Source organism: Xanthomarina sp. F1114, from assembly GCF_026410255.1.
Lineage (GTDB): Bacteria > Bacteroidota > Bacteroidia > Flavobacteriales > Flavobacteriaceae > Xanthomarina.
The window spans coordinates 1-21,236 of record NZ_JAPMLL010000010.1; the positions used below are offsets into that span (position 1 = coordinate 1).

Consider the following 21,236-nt stretch of genomic DNA (forward strand, 5'->3'; position numbering starts at 1 on the left):
AAAAAAAAAGCCCGCTATTTCTAACGGACTGCAAATGTATAGATTTATTTTCTTTTTCAAAACATTTTTTCTGAAAAATTTACTAATAATTTATTATATATGTGCTCTAAGTTTTTCTTTTCTTTTTTTAAGTTGTCTTTCTAAAGAAGCAATTGCCATATCTGTACCTTCTTCAAACGTTTTACATTGTTTCTTTACTATCAAGCTATCTCCCGGAACATTAACGCGAGCTTCAAAAATTTTATTTTCTTTATCGCTTGTGTTTTCTAATTTTAAATAAACATCTGAGCTGATTACTTTGTCATAAAATAAATCTAACTTATCCATACGCTTTTGAACAAAGTCTATCAATTTCTGATCTGCATTAAAATTGACTGATTGCGTGTTTACTTTCATACTTCTTTTATTTTTTGATTAGACAATAAATTAAACTGTTTTATTTTTTACTTCTGGGATGCGAATTTAGATACACTTTTTTTAATTCGGATATACTATTATGTGTATATACCTGTGTAGCAGCTAAACTAGAATGCCCTAAAAGTTCTTTAACAGCATTTAAATCTGCACCCTGGTTTAGTAAATGAGTGGCAAACGAATGTCTTAATATATGAGGACTCTTTTTTACCTTACTAGATGCTAAACTAAAATACTCATTAATTATGCGGTAAACAAGTGTTTCGTAAATTTTAACTCCTTTTTTTGTTAAAAAGAGAGCTTTAGAATTTGTTATTACTTCAAGCTTATTCCTGTGTTCCAAATAGACTTTTACAGACTCTATAACTTTGGGCAACAAAGGCACAAAACGTTCTTTATTTCTTTTCCCTAAAACTTTTAAGGTTTTATTGGAAAAGTCAATGTCTTTTAGTTTGAGTTCTATCAACTCAATTCTTCTAATTCCGGTGGAATAGAAAAGTTCAATAATCAATTTGTTTCTTACACCTTCAAAATCGGATTCAAAATAAAGTTCGTCTAAAACAGTTGTGATTTCATTTTCGGAAAACGGAACTTGAATTTTTTTACTGGTTTTTAATGCTTTATGTTTTGCTAAGGGGTTTGCCTGAATGCTTTCTGTTTTTAATAAGAATTTATAATAGGAGTTTAAAGCCGATACCTTTCTATTAATAGTTCTATTAGAAATACCTTTTTCAACCAAACTTACAATCCACGATCGAATTTGAGGATAATTAACGGTTTCAATTGATGGGGTGTCAAATTCTAATTCTATAAAACTTAAAAATTCAGTTAAATCATTTTTATACGCTTGTATAGTAAGCTTAGAGTAATTCTTCTCAAGCAACAAATAGTCTATAAAAGGTGTAAATGGCATAGCATATATATATGATTAAGTAAATATATAGATTTAAAAAAGAAGACAACTACTTGTACAAAAAAAATCCTGTCTAACCATTGCAAATGCTTTGGTTAAACAGGACTTTATGTGGATTTAACAAAAATTAATGAGATTAGATATTCTCTTGATCTCTTAAATTCTGAATGTATTGTGCTTTTGAATTCTGAGCTCTTTTAAGAACTGAAGGCTTATCAAACTGTTTACGAGTTTGTAGTGCACGCTTAGTTCCAGTTCTATCAAACTTTCTCTTATAACGCTTTAACGCTCTATCTATATTTTCTCCTTCTTTAATTGGTATTATTAACATAGTGTCTTAACCTCCTCTCTTTTAGATTTTCAAGGCGCAAATATAGAAACATTTTAATAATCAGCAATCAAAAAATTAAAAATTATTATTTAGCACAAATTTCTGTTAAAACAATAAGCATATATAGACTCTAAAAACCTATTAACCAGCCTAATAAAACTAAATTAAAAAATTGCTTCAAGACCAAATTACTTTTATTCCTTATATAATGATGAGCGTTTTGTTAAATCCTGAATAAGTTTTTCTTCTTCTTCACTTTCTAACAAGGTATTATAGTTTTTCCAAAACTCTTTATTATAAGGTCTGGACATAAAAATATCTGGATCCCAAGGTGCATCTAAAGCTTCCTTAATTTTTTCTTTATCAAGGATAATCTCTGTAAATAAAATTTCTTGAACAGTATAATAATATCTTTCTTCAGGATTGCTTTCTACTTCTTCTCCTTTTGTACTAGTTCCAACCTTTGAGCCAACATTTACAAGTTTTGGGGTTTCGTAATATATATAACTAGGATACATCTTATCTTGATATTCCATATAGTTAATAATTAATTTATGGTTTACCTGAGTTCCGAAGAGCGTTTTACTTCTGCTTTTTTGAGCACTAGAAGCTGCAACTAATTCGTATTCAATTTTCTTAATAGCATACGTATCCCAATAAATATAAATCCAACCATTGGCGTTATAACCGTCGTTGTATATACCTTTTGTTTCAAGGTTGATATACTCTTTCCCTTTATTAATTTTAATCTTGTAAATTTTTCTGTCGTTATCCACCAAAACGGTGTCTAAAGAAAACAGATGTTGATCTAAGATATTTTCGTTAAATAAAGCTCTTGGATTATTAGAGTTTCTAACTAGGTTTAATTTTCCTTGAAAAAAATTCTCCAAACCATTAATTCTAGTGTCATTCCATTTAATAGCCTTTACTAAGGAAGAGGTTTTTATTGTATCTCTTCTTAAATTTCTTGCTTTTAAATTTCTATTATTAGACTTATCTTTTAAGTATGCTGTATAAGTTAATAAACTATCTACATCTCTTAAGTCGTAACTTTTTCTAACCTCATCGACATTAATCTTAAGAAACTCCGAAGTTTTTGTTTGGTAACTAGAATCGTACAATGTAATAGCGCCTTCAACTAACCATTTAAACTCCTTTTTATTACGTTCTTTATGCCTAACAAAACCTTTTTCTATATAAGCAGAGTCCGGTAAATTTTCGGACAACCTTTCAATGGCACGAAGCACAATATCGTTCCCTGTTTTTGGTCTCGAGTCTGCCACAAGAAGTATTTCGTCTAAAGAAGCCACATCTGGCTCTAAATAAACATCAAAAGAACTGTCGAATTCATTAACAGGAACTTTATAGCTTTTAAAACCAATGGATGACACCACCAAAGTATCGCTCTTATATTTTTCCGGAACGACTAAAACAAACTTCCCATCGGCATTAGTAATAGTACCAATAGTTGTATTCTGAACATAAACACTAGCACTTTCCATAGGCTGAAAAGTTTCTGCATCCAAGACTGAGTTTTTAAGTTCAGTTTGAGAAAATGCTGAAATCCCACATAATAGGACAAGGGCTCCAAAAAGATGTTTGATATATTGAGGCTTCATAGAACTATTTACTTAAAATTTAGGTTGCAGGTTTATAGTTTTTATCGTCTAAAATCATTTTAGCTAAGATTTCACGAAGAATCTCTGAAGTTCCTCCTCCAATTGGTCCTAATCTACTATCGCGTAATAATCTTGCCATTGGGTATTCTTCCATATATCCATAACCTCCTAAAAACTGAAGGCAATCGTAAATAACTTCGTCTGCCATTTTAGTTGATTTCAACTTAGACATAGTAGCTTGTTTTACTACATATTCACCTTTATCAAGTCTATAAGCTACAGAATAATTAAATTCTCTACAGATTTCCATATCTGCATATAACTCTGCGAACCTATGTCTTAAGGCCTGGAATTTATCAATAGTTTTTCCAAAAGCTGTACGCTCACTCATATACTGCTTAGCATAATCCAATGCAAACTCTGCCCTGGCATGCGAGTTAACTCCCATAATTAATCTCTCTAAAGCAAAATGCTGCATAATATATGGGAAACCTTTTCCTTCTTCACCCATTAAATTACCAGCAGGAATAGTTACATTATCGAAAGCAATTTCTGCAGTATCACTAGCTCTCCAGCCTAATTTATCCAATTTAGTTGCTGAAATTCCTGGCGTATCTCTATCCATAATAAAAATACTCATTCCTTTATGTCCAGCTTCCGGATCTGTTTTGGCTGCAACTACTAAATAATCGCTATAAACACCGTTAGTTATAAAGGTTTTAGAACCATTAATAACATAGTTATCGCCTTTTTTAACAGCTGTGGTTCTCATTCCCGCAACATCACTACCTCCAAAAGGCTCTGTAATGCACAAGCAACCAATTTTATCTCCAGCAATACTTGGAGTTAGATATTTTTCTTTTATTTCGTGATTTCCTTCTTTATTAACATGGGTCATAGCTAAATAGGCATGTGCCCACATATTTGCAGCAAATCCACCTGAATTTATTTTTTGAAGTTCTTCTAAAAATATGACGGTGTAAAATAAGTCGAGATTTAATCCGCCATATTCTTCAGGATAGGCCAAACCAAAAAATCCCATATCGCCAAACTTTTTCCATATAAAGCGCTCTACAGTTCCTTCTTTCTCCCATTTCTCAATATGTGGAACAACTTCCTTTTGTAAAAAATCTTTAAGACTTTCTCTAAACAATTGATGTTCTTCTGTGAAGTACATACTATTCATACCTTTTTTCTTTATTAATTTAGCTTCAAATATAATTTAATTATATCGATTTTGTTTGATGGGAAGCTTTTAACTTTCAACAAATCGTCCAGAGATTGATATCCATCCCTTAAGGTTCGTTGCTCTATAATGTGGTGTGCTATCTCGTAATCAATATACTGAATAGTAACGAGTTCCTCTATAGTAGCGGAGTTCAAGCTTATTTTATCAACTTCTTTGGGCGTTTTTACTGTGAATTGCTCTGTGAGTCTCTCAATAACTTCTGGCGACAAGCCATAAATCTCTTGCAATTGGACATCGGCAATAAAACCACCATACTTTTCTCTATATGCTACAATTCGTTTTGAATATGCTTCGCCAATACCATTAACCTTTTGTAATTGTGTGGCTGAAGCTGTATTTAAATCTTGTTTTTGAGTATAGGTTTTTGGCTGATTATTATTTTTATAGGCATATTCCTTTTTGGGTTTTGGGTTTGTAACCCATTCCGGAAACTTGAAGTACGGTGAAATTTTTGACAGGAAAGAATCTGACACCTGAGTGACATCCTGAAACTCTTTAGCAGAATTAACCCATTTATCTTGTTTTCTGAAAGCTAATAATCTGTCAATTTCTTCATTAGTCATTCCCAAAGTATAACCCTTGTAATCGGTTATATAGTTAGGATTAAACGGATAGATTTTTGGTTTTCTCTTTTCAATTTCTACCAAACGTAAAGAATCTATCTCTTTTTGGAAGGCTTGCAATTCGTCTTGATTTACTTGAACATCTTCTGAAGAAAAACTAACAAAAAAATAAACAGCTTGCAATCCAACTATAATTAAAACCAATAAAAAAATCCCATTCCGTTGTTTTTTTGAAAACGTAAAATGGGATTTAAAATTTTCCATGATTGGTTATTTTTTAGTCTCTATCTGTTTTCGAAACAGCAGATTTGCTTTTAATTTTTTAGTATAGGCATCTAAATCGAATTTAACCTCCTTAGACATAATATACAGTCCTATAATATTTGGAAAGGACATAGCAAGAATCATCATATCTGAGAAGTCTAAAACAGCTCCTAAACTTACCGATGCTCCAATAACTACAAATACTAAGAACAACATTTTATAAATAAACTCAATTTTTTTACTCTTTCCAAATAAGTATGTCCAAGCTCTCATTCCATAATAAGACCAAGAAATCATAGTTGAAAAAGCAAATAAGAAAACTGCTAATGCTAAAACGTAAGGGAACCAAGAGATTTGACTTCCAAAAGCATCAGAAGTTAATTGAGCCCCAGCCATTCCTTCTACCTCATGCATTCCAGTAAAGATAAGAACTAATGCTGTTAAAGTACACACAACTACTGTATCTATAAACGGTTCTAATAAAGCTACAAAACCTTCAGAAGGCGGGTGATTCGTTTTAGCTGTACTATGTGCAATAGCTGCCGAACCTACACCTGCTTCGTTTGAAAAAGCTGCACGTTGAAATCCTACGACTAATACTCCAATAATCCCTCCTTTTAATGCAGACGGACTAAAAGCACCGTCGACAATTGCAGAAAATGCAGGTCCTATATTTTGAATGTTCATGATAATAACAGCTAAAGCAGCAACCACATATATAGAAGCCATAATTGGCACCACACGACCTGTTACCTTTGCAATACTATTAATACCTCCAATAATTACTACACCTACTAAAATAGCAGTTATAATACCGAAATAAAATCCATTTCCTTCTAACATTGGAAACTGTCCTGCTAATTGCTCGAAAGACTGATTGGCTTGGAACATATTTCCACCACCAAAAGAAGCTCCTACGGCAAGAACAGCAAACATTCCAGCTAGGACTTTCCCTAAACCTTTCATATTTCGTTTTTCCAGTCCGTGACGTAAATAGTTCATTGGGCCACCAAAAACACGGCCATCAGGTAAGATATCTCTGTATTTTACACCTAAGGTACATTCTACAAATTTGGTAGACATCCCTAATAATCCACAAACAATCATCCAAAAAGTTGCTCCTGCTCCCCCTAAGGAAACAGCTACGGCTACTCCAGCAATATTACCAAGACCAACGGTTCCGGAAACAGCTGTTGCCAAAGCCTGAAAATGTGTTACTTGTCCTGGTGCGTCCGGATCGTCATATTTTCCTCTTGCCAAATCGATAGCATGCTTAAATCCGCGAATATTAATGAAACCCATTCTTATAGTAAAAAACAAAGCTCCAAATACCAACCAGATAACAATAAAAGAAATAGGTTTAGTAAGTGGATCTCCATTTGGGTGCGTTAAAACAATAGGCTTATCGTATGCTATTTCTGCAAAAATATGCGCTCCTTGCTCTATAACGTGTTTTTTATTTTCAGAATTATAAATGGTTTGACCTGGTTGGGTAAAATGCTTTAATGTTCCGTTTGCCAAAGAGTTTACGGTAATTTCTTTTTCGCTTTTATCTGTAATAACAGCTATAGCTTCTCCTTTGGACACATGAGCTCCATCTTGAACTAACCAGTCTTTTAGTACATACTTATTATCTACTTCGTTTGTCCAATTAGGAATTCCTACTTGTTTAGAATCTGCGTAAACTACAGGGTCGTAAATTCCAACAGCTGCAAATGGATCCCAAAATAATATGGAACCTAATGCACTAACTGCAGGTGTCATTGCGCCGTTAAAAACCTCTGTAATGGCTTCAGTTTTTACAGTAAAGACAGCTGTTTTTGTATCTCCAACAGCATCTGTAACAACAACTGTATATGGGATACCTTCGGTTAATCCAGTGGATCTATTAGAGGTTAAAGCTGTATTTTGATTACTCCATCTGTAAGTATATGGTTCTACACCTCCAGTTACTTTTAAGGTTACAACACCATCGTTAATAGACTTTGATGGATTAGATACAAGTCCCTCAACATTAAAGTCTTGAGCAAAAGCTATTATAGGTAATATTAATGTGAAAATTAAAAGAAGAACTTTCTTCATAAAAATTTATTATTAGTTAGTTTTGAGTTTTTAAGGACAGCAAGATGCTAAAAAAAAATGGTTTATTAAAGTTTCAACTTTAATTTAACGCTATAAGAAATAATTTAAATATTATAAATTATATAATGAATTTAATTTTTGAATTTGTTCTGGCCTACCTAAAACAATGATTTTAGACTTAGAAGTTAGTTTTAATTCTGCTTCGGGATTAATAATATATTCTCCTTTTTCGTCTTTAAAACCAATAATACTACAGCCTGTTTTATTTCTTAAATCTAAATCTCTTATAGTTTGAACTTCTGAAGTGTTATAAAGTTGCTCCACAGCTATTTCTTCTATATTGACATTCGCTTTTCCAACTATAGACAAATTATCTATAAACTCCAACAAGCCAGGTACTACTACTAAAGAAGCCATGTGATCTCCTCCTATTTTATCTGGAAGAATAACATTATCAGCTCCGGCAAGCTTTAGTTTTTTGTAGGAGGCTTCTTGAGAAGCACGACTAATTATATTTAATTTGCTATTTAATTGCCTGGAAGAAAGAACAACAAATAAATTATCCGCATCGTTTGGCAAAGCTGATATTAATGTAACTGCATGCTCTATTCCAGCGTGCAAAAGTGTTTCATCTTCGTTAGCATTTCCAATTATAAAAGGAACTTCTTCACTTTGATGCTTTTCTGCCAGCTCTTTATTTCTTTCTATAATTACAAACTCTTTATTGTACGCTAACAGTTTCTTTGCTGCTTGTTTTCCGTTTCGCCCATAACCACAAATAATAATATGATTTTTTAGACTGTCTATTTTCTTTTGCATCTTTCGTTGTTTTAAACCTTCAAAATTGTTTCTGCTTAAAATATATTCGGTAATTACACTAATGGCATAACCAACAATTACAACACTAGTTAGAATTAAGAAAACTGTAAAAACTTTAGAACTTTCGTCCAAAGGTTGCACCTCTCCAAATCCAACCGTAGTAATAGTAATAACTGTCATGTATAAAGCGTCAATCCAACTTAGTTGAGATAGAATTCTAAAACCAATAACCCCAGCGCTCAATAGCAGTATTAACAGTGCTATTGCTGTATAAATTTTAGATCTTAGAAGCTTTATTAATGGGTTATGCATGATGTTTTATAAATCGAAAACCGAAGATCGCTTGGTGTATAACAAATCTTTAATATGCATCCAGAACGCAATAAAAAGATAAAGAGCGAAGCCAAATCCAAGAGTTACAAAGGTTAAATACATAAAAGATGTTCTAACAACTTTGGCTCTAATCCCTATTCTATCAGCAATTCTCTGACAAACATAATAGCCGTGTTTTTGAAAAAAAAGGAGGATTTTATAAAAAATGTTCATGTTGCAATGTACTTATAAAAATTAATAAAATTAAATCCAAAAAATTAAAGAAGCCAAATAATATTGTATGTCAGTTTATGAAACAATTAAAGTATTACCGATAGCACATTCTAGACATTTATTTTTATCACAATATTCGGTTTTTAACTGAATTAAAGCCTGAGATTCCAACGCAGAATGCGACACCTTTTTCAAATTATTAAAAGCCGAAACAATGCTGTTCTTCTCTGAAGGAATTTGTTTGACTAACTCCAACAAGCCGTCATTCTCATCCTTACCTTGAAATCTTGCATAGGCAAATTTAATAGGGATGATTGTATTTATTAAAAGTAAATCGACAAATGACTTTGCGATGCTTTTTGACGATACTTTAGATTCTTTTCCAAAGGTGAAATGAGATTTCCAAAAAGAAGACGTGTTTACGTGAAAGAGCTCGTAAAATTCTTTTCTAGAATTAAATTCTATAACTTTTGAAAATAAATTATGCTGTAAATGATAAAGAGTTGCTAGTTGTGATAAACGGATAGTTGGAAAGTTCTGTGGTCTCAATCTAAAGAATTGAATGGACATGACATCGTTATTAGTTAATTTAAATTTTTGTTTTAAAAAACCATACTCTTTCTTAAGTTCTAAAAAATAAGACTCTTGTATATCTTCTTCCAATAAGCCAGATTGTCCAAAAAACAAGGCTTCCAAAGCTGTTTGATTAGTTTGTAGTTTTCTAATTATGGTATAATCAATTGTTTTTGCCATGCTAAAAAAAGCATCTCCATTTACTTTCAGTCCAAAATTTTTAGCAAGCATTCTAAATAAAACGGCTTCCCAATTATTTTTGGAATATTTTAATAAGTTCTCGACAACTTCAGATTTTCTTTCAAGACGCTCAAAATACAAGCGTTCCAACCAATTTTCTATGACAAAATTATCAACCTCTGCAAAATCTGATTCACAATTAATCCATTTGTTTTGAGAAGACATTAATCTGATATAGTTTTTAAAGAGCTCTTTATCTACAACATGTTTTAATTCCAAAGTTGGAATTATAGAATTATCCTTTCTAAATATTTCGGTATCGTGTTCCCAAACTACATGTAAAATCACATTGTCATATGCCTGATCTGTTTCATGATGGTGCACAAACCAATCGCTAGAATTAATATGAATTTCAACATTTCCAGCCCAAAGTTGACCAGCTATTTTTAGCTGAGCATTAAAAAAGTCTGGTCCCGAATTGGTATTATGTTGTCCAACCGAAACTATTTCTAAGGCTTCAAACTGAGTTGTTTTTAAATTAACAACAGCCATTTTTTTATATTGCCAGATATAATGTAAAAATGATTCTTGCATAATCTAAAAATACTAAATTATCTTGTATATTTAACTAATTACTAAGGGATTGTTATTATAAATACACGTAAAAATTAGCAGCCTCCATTTTGAAAGTAAAGTCTTTAAAATTAAAGCATTTTATTATATAGGTATTGTTAAAGTTATCTTACTCTATATCTAGTTTTCGTAAAACCTTTTTATATTTAAAGTATATGGAAATATTAATACAATTATATACATCTACAAGGAATAAAACCCAAGATCTCTGTAAGCCCTTAAAAAAAGAAGATTATACACCGCAATCTGCCGAGTTTGCAAGTCCTCCAAAATGGCATTTAGCACATACATCTTGGTTTTTTGAAGAAATGATTCTAAAAGCTTACTCTAATGCTTATCAGGTTTTTGATGCTTCTTACAGCTTCCTATTTAACAGTTATTACAATAGTGTTGGAGAAAGAATTGAAAGAAAAAACCGAGGATTAATAACAAGACCTTCTATTGATAAGGTTTATGAATATCGTGCTTATGTAGACAAACATATGACAGCGCTTCTACAATCAAATCCATCTAAAAAAATTGAAGAACTAACCGTTTTGGGGGTCAATCATGAGCAGCAACATCAAGAACTATTAATAACCGATTTAAAACACACATTTTCCTGTAATCCTATTTACCCAAGATATTCCGAAACAAATTATATGGATGCCCAAAACAAAAGCAACGGCTGGGTAGAAATACCAGAAGGGGTTTATAATATAGGTCATGACGGAACCAATTTTTGTTATGATAATGAGCTTGGAAAACATCGGGTATTTTTAGAACCCTTTAAAATGTCTAAAGCTTTAGTTACAAATGCCGATTATATAAAGTTTATAAACGACAATGGATATGAACAAGTAAAATATTGGCTGGACGATGCCTGGCATTGGATAAAAGAAAACAAAATTAAAAGTCCCTTATATTGGAAATTAATTGATAATGTTTGGCACCAATACACCTTATCTGGCTTACAGCCTGTAAATCCTGAGGCTATTTTAACACATATTTCTTATTACGAAGCAGCTGCTTATGCGTTTTGGGCAGGATATAGATTACCAACAGAATTTGAATGGGAAATAGCTTCCAAACAATTAGATTGGGGATCAGTCTGGGAGTGGACCAATTCGGCTTACCTACCATACCCAAATTTTGAAATTGCAAAAGGAGCCGTTGGGGAATATAACGGGAAATTTATGGTCAATCTCATGGTACTTCGAGGCGCATCTTTAGCAACGGCCAAAAACCACAGTAGAAATACCTATAGGAATTTCTTTTCCCCTAGTACACAATGGCAATTTTCCGGAATACGATTAGCTAAATAATCTCTATGAACAAAAAATTTAAAAATGATATAAATGAAGGTCTTAGCAAGTTATCAAAAACCTTACCTTCAAAATATTTCTACGACAAAATTGGAGACGCCTTATTTGTAAAAATAATGAATCTCCCAGAATACTATTTAACAAAAGCTGAATTTGATATTTTTAAGAATCAAACTAAAAACATCATTTCATCTTTAGATATAAAACCCAACACCTATTTTGAGTTAATAGAATTAGGTGCTGGAGATGGCACAAAAACCAAAGAACTTCTTAAAGTCTTATTATTAGAAAATTTTCAGTTTGAATATCTTCCTGTAGATATTTCACAAAACGCTCTCGACAACCTAGAAGCTAATTTAAACAAAGAATTGCCAAAACTGAAAGTAACAAAAAAACAAGGCGATTATTTTAGTGTTCTAGACAGTTTAAAAACATCTAAACATCCCAAAGTTGTTTTGTTTTTAGGTTCCAATATAGGGAATATGGAAGACGAAAAAGCCAGTAGATTTATTACAAACCTAAGTAATAGCTTAAACACTAAGGGCAAAATACTTTTAGGAGTCGATTTAATAAAAGCCCAAGACATAGTTTTACCTGCATACAACGATAAAGCAGGAGTAACTAAAGCATTCAATTTAAATTTATTACATAGAATTAATAGAGAGTTGGATGCGAATTTCAGTATAAAAGATTTCTCGCATCAACCTGAATACTCAGAAAAAGAGGGCATTGCAAGAAGTTATATTGTAAGCAATATAGACCAAGATGTATCCATTGGCGCTTTAAACAAGGTTTTTCATTTTAAGAAAGATGAAAAAATCTATACGGAAATCTCCAGAAAATATAACGATCTTGTTTTGAATGAGATTTTAAAAAACAGTGAACTTAAAATTGTGACAAAACTATTGGATGCTAAAGGGTATTTTGCAGATTATATTCTTATAAAAACATAAAATCATGCTCAAAACCCAAAATATTTTAGGAATTCTAGGCTTGGGCAACAGAAGTACCTTGTTTTATATAGATACATTAAATACTGCGTATAACAATGAAGAGAAAGCATATAGCACCTTCCCTTTTTTACTTTACAACACAGATTTTAATGAAATAAATCCGTATTTACCTGATAATTTTAAAAAACTACTTCCAACACTTTCAGAATGTTTTAATCAATTAGAAAGACTTCCTATAAGTCATCTTTTAGTTCCAAATATCACGTTGCATGAAGCTATTGACAAACTTAAAACACCTTTTCCTATTCTTCATCCATTAGCTTTAAGCCTTAATTATTTAAAGGAAAACAAAAAAGAGCAAGTAGTGATTTTTGGATCAAAATATACAATGACTTCCAGATATATTTCAAATTACTTAGCTAAGGAAGACATTGAAGCAACTTCGCCTTCAAAAAAAGATATGGAATTTATTGATAATTTAAGAACCAAAATCTATTCAAATTCTGAAACTCCTTCAGAAATAGAAGCCTATAATATGTTGGTAAAGAAATATAGTCGAAATGCTCTTGTTATGATTGCTTGTACAGAGCTATCCATTTTAAAAAGCTCTATAGACGTTTTAGACTTGACATGCCTTCAAGTTGAAAAAGCTTTAAAACTCCATAAAAATTGAAACTCTTCTCATAGAATTAAATTATTTCAAACTTACTATTTAATGTTTAATAAATATGACAGAGAGCTAAGAGTAAAAAATAGTAATCATTGGTTCATATGGAAGAAGTTTATAATTTTATATATTCGCATCTTTACATAATCAGCCATTATTTAACTAGAATTAAATTATAATGGCGTATAAACCTTAAATCTATGAAGACATATTTAGCAGTTTTATTATTCGGTGTATTTTTATTTTCCGGATGCGAACAATCTAATTCTAAGAAATCAGACACTAATACAGATCAGACTGTTACTAAAGAAGAGCAGGTAAATAATGCTCCTGAAAGTAGTTCTGATAATGGTTCTGATACTCCAAAGCCTGCCAAGGCAGCTACAGGTTTGAATCCAGCTCATGGTCAGCCTGGTCACGATTGTGCTATTCCTGTTGGAGCGCCATTGAACAGTAAGAACAATTCATCGCCTATGGTAAACCCTGGAAGCTCATCTCCTATGGTAAATCCAGGAAGCTCATCGCCTCTTAAGGCTGCCCAAGGCACGAATCCTGCTCATGGACAACCAGGTCACGATTGCGCAATTCCAGTTGGTGCCCCATTAAATAAATAGTTTTCTGACTTAATTATTTACAGTCAAAAAACTAATAAGAATTAATAAAAAAACCTGAGCATTTGGATCAGGTTTTTTATTATGTATTGTTTTTCTGTCCTACTAAAAGTTATATTATTCAATATACCCCATTTTCTTCATCCAGTCGTTGTTAAACATTTTACCCACATATCTACTACCATGATCGTGAAATAAAACCACCACCACATCATCTTTTGTAAAATGTTCTTTTAATTGCAACAAACCTTTAATAGCAGCTCCGGCAGAGTTCCCAAGAAACATACCTTCTTCTTTAGCTAATTTTTGAGTATATACTGCTGCATCTTTATCGGTTACTTTAGTAAACCCATCAATAATATCGAAGTCTACATTTTTTGGTAAAATATCTTCTCCAATTCCTTCGGTTACATAAGGATAGATTTCATTTTCATCGAAGATTCCTGTTTCATGATATTTTTTAAACACAGAACCATAGGTATCAATTCCCCAAACTTTCACATCCGGGTTTTGTTCTTTCAAATATCTACCAACTCCAGAAATGGTTCCCCCTGTTCCAACTCCAACAACAAAATGAGTGATTTTTCCATCAGTTTGTTTCCAAATTTCTGGTCCCGTGCTTTGGTAGTGAGCTTTTGTATTACTTAAATTATCATACTGATTTACGTACCACGAATTTGGTGTTTCTTCACCTAAACGTTTAGAAACAGAATAATAAGATCTTGGATCGTCTGGTTCTACATCTGTTGGACAAACAACCACCTCTGCTCCTACAGCCCTCAACATATCAATCTTTTCCTTGCTTTGCTTGTCGGCCATTACAAAAACACATTTGTAGCCTTTTACAATTGCCGCTAATGCCAAGCCCATTCCTGTGTTTCCGGACGTTCCTTCAATAATAGTTCCTCCTGGTTTTAAACGTCCATCTGCTTCAGCATCTTCAATCATGGTTAATGCCATTCTATCTTTTACAGAGTTTCCTGGGTTAAAAGTTTCGTATTTTGCCAATACCAAACAAGGTAAATCTTCTGTAAGTTTATTCATTTTAACCAAAGGCGTATTCCCAATAGTTTCTAAGATGTTATTTACGTAATCCATATATTTGAAAACCCCATTAATAATGGGAAAGTATCTTTTATAATTAATCAAAAAATTTCAAGTGCAAATGTAAGATTTTGCTATGAATTCACGAATTGTTTTAAGAAGGAATTATATTAGAGCGTCTAAATTGACTTAGGAATATTACTCAAATCGGATAGCTTTTACCGGCGAAATTTTTGTAATAATATAAGATGGCAGTAACAACATAACCAAGCACAGTACAAAAGTTCCAATATTTAATGCCAAAATATAACCTAAACTAATATAAACTGGAGCTTCAGTTACATAGTACACATCTGGGTTTAACGGAAATAATTTTAAATACTTTTGAGCAAATAATAGACCAAGTCCAATTACATTTCCCCAAATTAAACCTAAGCTAATTAAATAGGAGGCGTTGTATAAAAATATTTTTCTAATGGCCCAATTGTTAGACCCAAGCGCTTTTAGAATCCCAATCATTTGCGTGCGCTCCAAAACTAAAACAAGTAAAGCGGTTATCATATTAATACCCGCAACTAAGATCATAATGCCAATAATGCCATAAATATTTTTGATAAAAATTTTAATCCATTCAAAAATAGAACCGAACTTTTGTTCAACTGTTACTACATTTAATAAGGATGGCGTATTTTGATACACTTGATTAAAGGTCTCATTTAACTTAGCATAATCTTTAACAAAAACTTCAAAGTGACCAGCTTGGTCGCTTTCCCATCGGTTTAGACGTTGTAAATGTCGTAAATCTCCAAGTACGTAGGTCTCGTCAAAATCTTTAAAACCCGAACTATAAATACCAACAATATGATATGTAATCATACTTGGTGGCTTATTAGGATCTTCTTTTCTAAATAACGTTGTAAAACTATCTCCTAATTTAAATTGCATTCTATTTGCTAAATATTTAGAAATAAGCACATCTTCGTTTCTACCTTCACTATAATCCGGAAGCCTTCCTTCTATTAAAAAATCTTGAAAATAAGACCATTTAAAATCGGCCCCAACGCCTTTCAAAATAATAGCCTCAAAATCTGTTTCCGTTCTAATAATTCCAAATTTAGTAGCTACAGCTTGAATATGCTCAACCTCATCTACCGATTTGAATTCTGGATAGAAATCCTGATTCATGGAAATGGGCTTTCCACTTTCTTGTGAATTATTACTATCGAAATTTGAAATAATAATATCGCCATTAAAGGCCACTACTTTTTCTCGAATCTTTTGCTGAAGCCCTATTCCTGTAGCAATAGCAATCATCATAACTACAATTCCTATAGCAATAGCGGCAATACCAATTTTTATTATTGGTGCCGAAACACTACTTTTATACGCTTTACTATCAATTATGCGTTTTGCTATAAAATATTCGAATTTCAAATGATGCAATTAAAATTTATACATGTCAAAAATACAGTTTTATTATTTGTTTTAATAGGCATTTCATGTGGAAACTTTTCTAAAAACAAAAGCGAAAACCGAGTTCAATCTTCTACTCATGTAATTGCTAAACCTCAAAATCCGCACAAGGATAAAAATATAATTGTTGCTGCCAATCAGACCGAAAAATATCTTCCTTTATTAAAAGGAAAACGGGTTGGAATTGTTGCCAACCAAACCAGTGTTATCTTTAAAAACGCAGATCACACTAAAAACACACATTTGGTAGATTCTCTAATGACTTTGAATGTAGCGATTAAAAAAGTGTATTCTCCAGAACATGGTTTTCGGGGAAAAGCTGATGCTGGTGAATTAGTAGCTCATGGAAAAGACACAAAAACAGGCTTATCTATAATTTCGCTTTATGGAAAAAATAAAAAGCCGTCTCTGGAAGCTGTTAAAGATATTGATATCATGATTTTCGATATTCAAGATGTTGGGGTCCGGTTTTACACCTATATCTCAACATTACATTATATGATGGAAACTTGCGCAGAGGCCAATATTCCTTTACTGATTTTAGACAGACCCAACCCCAACGGACACTATATTGATGGGCCAACCCTAGAAATTGAAAACAAAAGTTTTTTAGGAATGCATCCCATTCCTTTGGTACATGGATTGACAATTGGCGAATTTGCGCAGATGTTAAATGGTGAAAAGTGGTTAGAAAATAAAGCACAATGTAATATTACGGTTATTCCTGTTAAGAATTATACCCATGACACTTTTTATAGTGTTCCAATAAGACCTTCTCCAAACTTACCTAACGACCAGTCTATAAAATTATATCCAAGTCTTGGACTTTTTGAAGGCACAGATATTAATGCCGGTCGTGGAACTGAATATCAGTTTCAACGTTACGGCGCCCCATTTTTAAATAAGAATGTTTTCTCGTTTAGTTATACACCCAAAGAAAATTTTGGTGCTAAAAACCCAAAACATAAAGATGTGCTTTGCTATGGGGAAGATTTACAAAACAGCGATTTGAAAAATGAAGTATCTCTGCAATGGTTAATAAAAGCCTATAACAACGCTACAGACAAATCTAAAGTTTTTAATACAGCTAATTTTACCAAACATGCTGGCACGGCCAAACTACAACAACAAATTGAAGCAGGTATAAGTGAAAAAGACATTAAAGCCAGTTGGCAAAAAGATTTAGAAAACTATAGAAAAATGCGTGCTAAATATTTAATTTACAAATAAACAATTAATCGTAAGGCTTCCCGTTTGGCCTTAAATTATTTCTTCTGTAATCTGCTCTAGATTGAATATTATCTCTTCCAGAGCGTATATCTGTAAGATTATAAGCTTTAGAATATGAAGGTTTATTGTTTCGTTCCAGAATATTATCAATTTTTCTAGTTCGCAAATGCTTAGCGTCTAAAGTCTCTTTTTCTTCTAAAGAAGCTAAGGTTTCAGGGGTTACAGCACTAGTTGAAACCTCGATACTATTAGCATCTAAGTTTATATGGTTATTAGCTGTATTTTCGGCTAACTCAGTAGACCTTGGAAAGTCTTTTATAATTTTGTTTTCTTCAAGATCTAAAATTGGAATATTACTATCCGCTAAATTTATCGAAGATGGCAAGGGTTTCATTCCCTTATAGGAATTCATATCTATTGGAAGTAATCTGGAAATTTTAAAAACAATACTCTTTGTGTAAATATAAGTATCATCGCGACCTTCAGTTTGCACAACTGCAAAAGTATAATCGCCAATATCTAAAGCGTTTAAAGGAACTTTAATTGTTTTTGTAATATTATTAATTGGGTAAATTTCTAAACCATCATCACCAATAATTTCAATTCTATTAAGGTCGAATTTACTCTCTAGATATAAAGTATCACCAGAAGCGTTTAGTTGGTGCTTTAAATTTTCGGCTGTTTTGTTTACGTTTTTAAAAAGTGAGGAATATACAACATCTTGACTGTAGGATGTATTTACAACAATCATAACGATAAACATAAACATTTTGAAATTAGGGGTCTTCTTCATAATGTGTATAATTTTGTTCTACAAATAACTTAATGTAATAAGTAATTCTTTGTGTAACAATTCAAAAATAAGATAATATGAGAAGCAAAAGCAAAATCGATTTAGATATTCGACAAGTCCATGTGTATAATAGACAAAGTGTTTTTTAAAATACTTAACAACTACATTTTAAGCATTTAAACGGATGGTACCAAGAGGTTTAATTGGAAAAATAATTTTAGAAAACTAGCTTTAATCGTCTGTTGCCAGTAAAGACGTATAACCTAAAACACGAATAACAAAGAGGATTTTTTTCGGGGTTTGATCCACAATAAACACATGCTTTCCTGGAGATAAATCAACAAGAGAAATTTTTGTACTGGTTGTATTTAAGTACACATCTATTTCTTTTTCATTCTCTGCATTTAAAGAATAAACATGTGAAATTTCATTTTTACTCTGTAATAATAAGGTGTCTTTTGTTGAATTTAGTTCATGAAATAAACTACTAGCCAAAAGGTTTTTATTTTTTTCGAGCTTAGCAAAAGCTGCTTGAGAAAAAACAGAACTAGTAAAAACGACCAAGCTAAAAGTTAATAAAAGTGATTTCAAAAAAGGTTTCTTAGAATTATTAGATGTGCAAAATACGTTATAATAAACTTCAAAATTCGTTTGTTGTTATATTTTTTTAAGAATTTCTTTTTCCGGAATAACAGTAGATTCTTCGTAGTTTGTAAATGGCTGCTTTAATAGTTCCTTTATTTGACCATTTTTAACTTCATCTGGAAACACATCCACGCCATAAACTAATTTCTCTCTATCAAACTCCATATAAGTTCCAAAAATCCGGTCCCAGATAGAAAAGATATTTCCATAATTAGAATCCGTATATGGCAACACGTAATGATGATGAATTTTATGCATGTCTGGAGACACAAAGAAGTAACTCATTAATTTATCCAGTTTTTTAGGCATTTTTATATTGGCATGTGTTAGTTGCGTAAAAACTACAGATAAAGATTGGTACATAAACACAACGGCAATTGGAGTTCCAACAATAAACACACCCAATAAAGTAAAAGCGAAACGAATAACACTTTCTAAAGGATGATGTCTATTTCCGGTAGTTGTATCCACATAATGATCTGTATGGTGAACAATATGAATCATCCATAAAGGTTTTACTTTATGTTCGACATAATGTGCTAAATATGCTCCAAAAAAATCTAATAATAAAACACCTAAACCAGCATAAAGCCATAGAGGCATTTCTGGTAACCAGTTTATAATTCCGAAGTTATTTGCTTTAACCCAATCTGCTGAGAATAACAACAAAAATGCCAGACCAAAATTAATTATTATGGTTGTGGCTGTAAAAAAGAAGTTAGGCCAAGCGTGTTTCCATTTTTTATATGAAAATTTAAACAATGGTAAAGCCCCTTCCATAATCCAAAATAAGGTAATTCCTCCAGCTAGAAGTAATGCTCTATGAAGTGTTGGAATGGTCTCGAAATAATTAAAAATAGTTTCCAAGAGTAATAATTTTGACTAAATATACTAAAATTATTAAAATTTCAATTTTACAATTAAAGAATTCAAGTTACAGTTTAATTCGTTTTTTCATTTCTTCAACAATATTATAAGCCGCCGGACAAATGGCGACGTTTTTAAGAGTTAAATTGGATATTTGCTGAAACTTTTTCCGGTCGGTATGGGGAAATTCGCTACAAGCTTTGGGTCTTACATCGTAAATAGAACAATAATTATCTGCTCCCAGAAAAGGACATGGCACAGCTTGTAAAACATAATCGTTGTCCTCATCAATACGTAAATAAGCATCTATAAATTGCTGTTGTTTCATTTTAAAATGCTTAGAAATACGCACTATATCTTTATCTGTAAACAGAGGACCAGTAGTTTTACAGCAGTTGGCGCAGTTTAAACAATCGGTTCGTTCAAACTCCTCTTCGTGCAATTCCTGCATGATATAATCCAATTGTTTTGGAGGCTTCTTTTTAAGCTTAGCAAAGAAGGTTTTATTTTCCTTATGCTTATCTTTGGCGAGTTTAGGAAGTATTTTAATAAATTCTTGCATAAAACAAAAGTAATGAAACTTGTTATTTAGAGCGAAGCGAAGAATCTAAAATTTAAAAAAGATGTTTCGACTGTGTTCAACATAACACAAACAAAATACCTTGAAAGACCTATTTGGAAAAGCCTTATTAGATTATCAAAATGATAATTACACAGAAGATATAATAACTTCTACCAATATTTCGGACGAAGACGAACTAGCGCTCCCCTATCTTTTTAGGGACTTTAAAGAAATGCCCAAACTAGAGCAAAAAGCTTTAAAACTGTCTAAAGGAAAGGTGTTGGACGTTGGTTGCGGTGCTGGAAGTCACAGTTTGTATTTACAAGAAAAAGGGCTTGATGTAAAAGCTATTGATATCTCTAAAGGCGCCATTGAAGTTGCTAGAAAACGGGGTGTTTTAAAGGTGGAACTAAAAGATATTTTAGATGAAACTGAAACTTTCGATATTATTTTATTACTTATGAATGGTACAGGCATTTTTCAAGAACTTTCTGAAGTTGCCAGATATTTAAAACATTTAAAATCGCTTTTAAATCCGAAAGGACAGATTCTGATAGATTCTTCAGATATTAAATATATGTACGAAGATGAAGATGGCGGACTTTGGATTGATACCAATGCGAATTATTACGGCGAATTAGATTATTTTTTAAGCTATAAAAATGAAGATGAAGCGCCAATGAAATGGTTGTATTTAGATTTTGAAAGCTTAGAATTTGCTTGCGAAAGTGTGGGATTGAAATGCGAAAAAGTGATGGACGGCGACCATTTTGATTATTTGGCGAGACTAAGTTAATTTCTCACTAAAGCTTTATAATTTTTCTCGCAAAGATGCAAAGGCGCTAAGTTTACCAACATGTCGTACTCAAAGACACGATGTTTAAGCTGTAACTAAAAAATA

The 21,236-nt window shown here is 32.1% G+C and carries 22 protein-coding genes; 6 read left to right on the plus strand and 16 right to left on the minus strand.

What is annotated here, in order from left to right; all coding sequences use genetic code 11:
- Positions 1-93: 93 nt before the first annotated feature.
- From hpf to OS188_RS09355, 10 genes are all read right to left on the minus strand, one after another.
- On the minus strand, positions 94-396 hold the full coding sequence (hpf, locus tag OS188_RS09310) for a ribosome hibernation-promoting factor, HPF/YfiA family (protein ID WP_267148566.1): 303 nt from the start codon (positions 394-396) through the stop codon (positions 94-96).
- A 40-nt stretch (positions 397-436) separates the two neighbouring features.
- A complete protein-coding gene (locus tag OS188_RS09315; protein WP_267148567.1) occupies positions 437-1,327 on the minus strand; it encodes a tyrosine-type recombinase/integrase in 891 nt (296 codons plus the stop codon).
- Between the two features lie 136 nt (positions 1,328-1,463).
- Positions 1,464-1,658: a 30S ribosomal protein S21 gene (gene rpsU, locus OS188_RS09320; protein ID WP_267148568.1), complete on the minus strand. Its 195-nt coding sequence runs from the start codon at positions 1,656-1,658 to the stop codon at positions 1,464-1,466.
- A 194-nt stretch (positions 1,659-1,852) separates the two neighbouring features.
- Positions 1,853-3,277, minus strand: coding sequence for a carboxypeptidase-like regulatory domain-containing protein (locus OS188_RS09325; RefSeq protein ID WP_267148569.1), 1,425 nt, complete (start codon positions 3,275-3,277; stop codon positions 1,853-1,855).
- Between the two features lie 19 nt (positions 3,278-3,296).
- Entirely contained in the window at positions 3,297-4,463 is a 1,167-nt protein-coding gene (locus tag OS188_RS09330; protein WP_267148570.1) for an acyl-CoA dehydrogenase family protein, read from the minus strand.
- Between the two features lie 14 nt (positions 4,464-4,477).
- A complete protein-coding gene (locus OS188_RS09335) occupies positions 4,478-5,353 on the minus strand; it encodes a ComEA family DNA-binding protein (protein WP_267148571.1) in 876 nt (291 codons plus the stop codon).
- 6 nt (positions 5,354-5,359) lie between these two features.
- The gene (locus OS188_RS09340; RefSeq protein ID WP_267148572.1) at positions 5,360-7,435 is read right to left on the minus strand and encodes an amino acid carrier protein; all 2,076 of its coding nucleotides are present in this window, start codon (positions 7,433-7,435) and stop codon (positions 5,360-5,362) included.
- Positions 7,436-7,546: 111 nt separating this feature from the next.
- On the minus strand, positions 7,547-8,566 hold the full coding sequence (locus OS188_RS09345) for a potassium channel family protein (RefSeq protein WP_267148573.1): 1,020 nt from the start codon (positions 8,564-8,566) through the stop codon (positions 7,547-7,549).
- Positions 8,567-8,572: 6 nt separating this feature from the next.
- A complete protein-coding gene (locus tag OS188_RS09350; RefSeq protein ID WP_267148574.1) occupies positions 8,573-8,800 on the minus strand; it encodes a PspC domain-containing protein in 228 nt (75 codons plus the stop codon).
- 75 nt (positions 8,801-8,875) lie between these two features.
- Positions 8,876-10,147 carry a DUF2851 family protein gene (locus tag OS188_RS09355; protein WP_267148575.1) on the minus strand — a complete coding sequence of 424 codons (1,272 nt, stop codon included), beginning with the start codon at positions 10,145-10,147 and terminating at the stop codon, positions 8,876-8,878.
- A 194-nt stretch (positions 10,148-10,341) separates the two neighbouring features.
- On the opposite strand from OS188_RS09355, the gene egtB reads away from it, so the two are divergent.
- The 4 genes from egtB (at position 10,342) to OS188_RS09375 (ending at position 13,724) form a co-directional block, all read left to right on the plus strand.
- Positions 10,342-11,490 (plus strand): ergothioneine biosynthesis protein EgtB, encoded by a 1,149-nt coding sequence (egtB, locus tag OS188_RS09360; RefSeq protein ID WP_267148576.1) that lies wholly within the window; start codon positions 10,342-10,344, stop codon positions 11,488-11,490.
- A 5-nt stretch (positions 11,491-11,495) separates the two neighbouring features.
- Positions 11,496-12,443 (plus strand): L-histidine N(alpha)-methyltransferase, encoded by a 948-nt coding sequence (locus OS188_RS09365; protein WP_267148577.1) that lies wholly within the window; start codon positions 11,496-11,498, stop codon positions 12,441-12,443.
- 4 nt (positions 12,444-12,447) lie between these two features.
- Entirely contained in the window at positions 12,448-13,116 is a 669-nt protein-coding gene (locus tag OS188_RS09370; RefSeq protein ID WP_267148578.1) for an aspartate/glutamate racemase family protein, read from the plus strand.
- A gap of 194 nt (positions 13,117-13,310) precedes the next feature.
- The gene (locus OS188_RS09375; protein ID WP_267148579.1) at positions 13,311-13,724 is read left to right on the plus strand and encodes a hypothetical protein; all 414 of its coding nucleotides are present in this window, start codon (positions 13,311-13,313) and stop codon (positions 13,722-13,724) included.
- A gap of 114 nt (positions 13,725-13,838) precedes the next feature.
- Here OS188_RS09375 and OS188_RS09380 read toward each other — a convergent pair whose 3' ends face one another.
- Together OS188_RS09380 and OS188_RS09385 are read right to left on the minus strand one after the other, a co-directional pair.
- A complete protein-coding gene (locus OS188_RS09380) occupies positions 13,839-14,819 on the minus strand; it encodes a PLP-dependent cysteine synthase family protein (protein ID WP_267148580.1) in 981 nt (326 codons plus the stop codon).
- Positions 14,820-14,963: 144 nt separating this feature from the next.
- Positions 14,964-16,199 (minus strand): ABC transporter permease, encoded by a 1,236-nt coding sequence (locus OS188_RS09385; protein WP_267148581.1) that lies wholly within the window; start codon positions 16,197-16,199, stop codon positions 14,964-14,966.
- Between OS188_RS09385 and OS188_RS09390 the strand changes: the two genes are divergently transcribed.
- A complete protein-coding gene (locus OS188_RS09390; RefSeq protein WP_267148582.1) occupies positions 16,200-17,468 on the plus strand; it encodes an exo-beta-N-acetylmuramidase NamZ family protein in 1,269 nt (422 codons plus the stop codon).
- A gap of 4 nt (positions 17,469-17,472) precedes the next feature.
- On the opposite strand, the gene OS188_RS09395 is transcribed toward OS188_RS09390, so the two are convergent.
- The 4 genes from OS188_RS09395 to OS188_RS09410 form a co-directional block, all read right to left on the minus strand.
- The gene (locus OS188_RS09395) at positions 17,473-18,261 is read right to left on the minus strand and encodes a hypothetical protein (protein ID WP_267148583.1); all 789 of its coding nucleotides are present in this window, start codon (positions 18,259-18,261) and stop codon (positions 17,473-17,475) included.
- Positions 18,262-18,492: 231 nt separating this feature from the next.
- A complete protein-coding gene (locus OS188_RS09400; RefSeq protein WP_267148584.1) occupies positions 18,493-18,852 on the minus strand; it encodes a hypothetical protein in 360 nt (119 codons plus the stop codon).
- 66 nt (positions 18,853-18,918) lie between these two features.
- Positions 18,919-19,773, minus strand: coding sequence for a sterol desaturase family protein (locus OS188_RS09405; RefSeq protein ID WP_267148585.1), 855 nt, complete (start codon positions 19,771-19,773; stop codon positions 18,919-18,921).
- A gap of 67 nt (positions 19,774-19,840) precedes the next feature.
- A complete protein-coding gene (locus OS188_RS09410; protein ID WP_267148586.1) occupies positions 19,841-20,335 on the minus strand; it encodes a YkgJ family cysteine cluster protein in 495 nt (164 codons plus the stop codon).
- 100 nt (positions 20,336-20,435) lie between these two features.
- Between OS188_RS09410 and OS188_RS09415 the strand changes: the two genes are divergently transcribed.
- Entirely contained in the window at positions 20,436-21,131 is a 696-nt protein-coding gene (locus OS188_RS09415) for a class I SAM-dependent methyltransferase (protein WP_267148587.1), read from the plus strand.
- Positions 21,132-21,236: the final 105 nt, after the last annotated feature.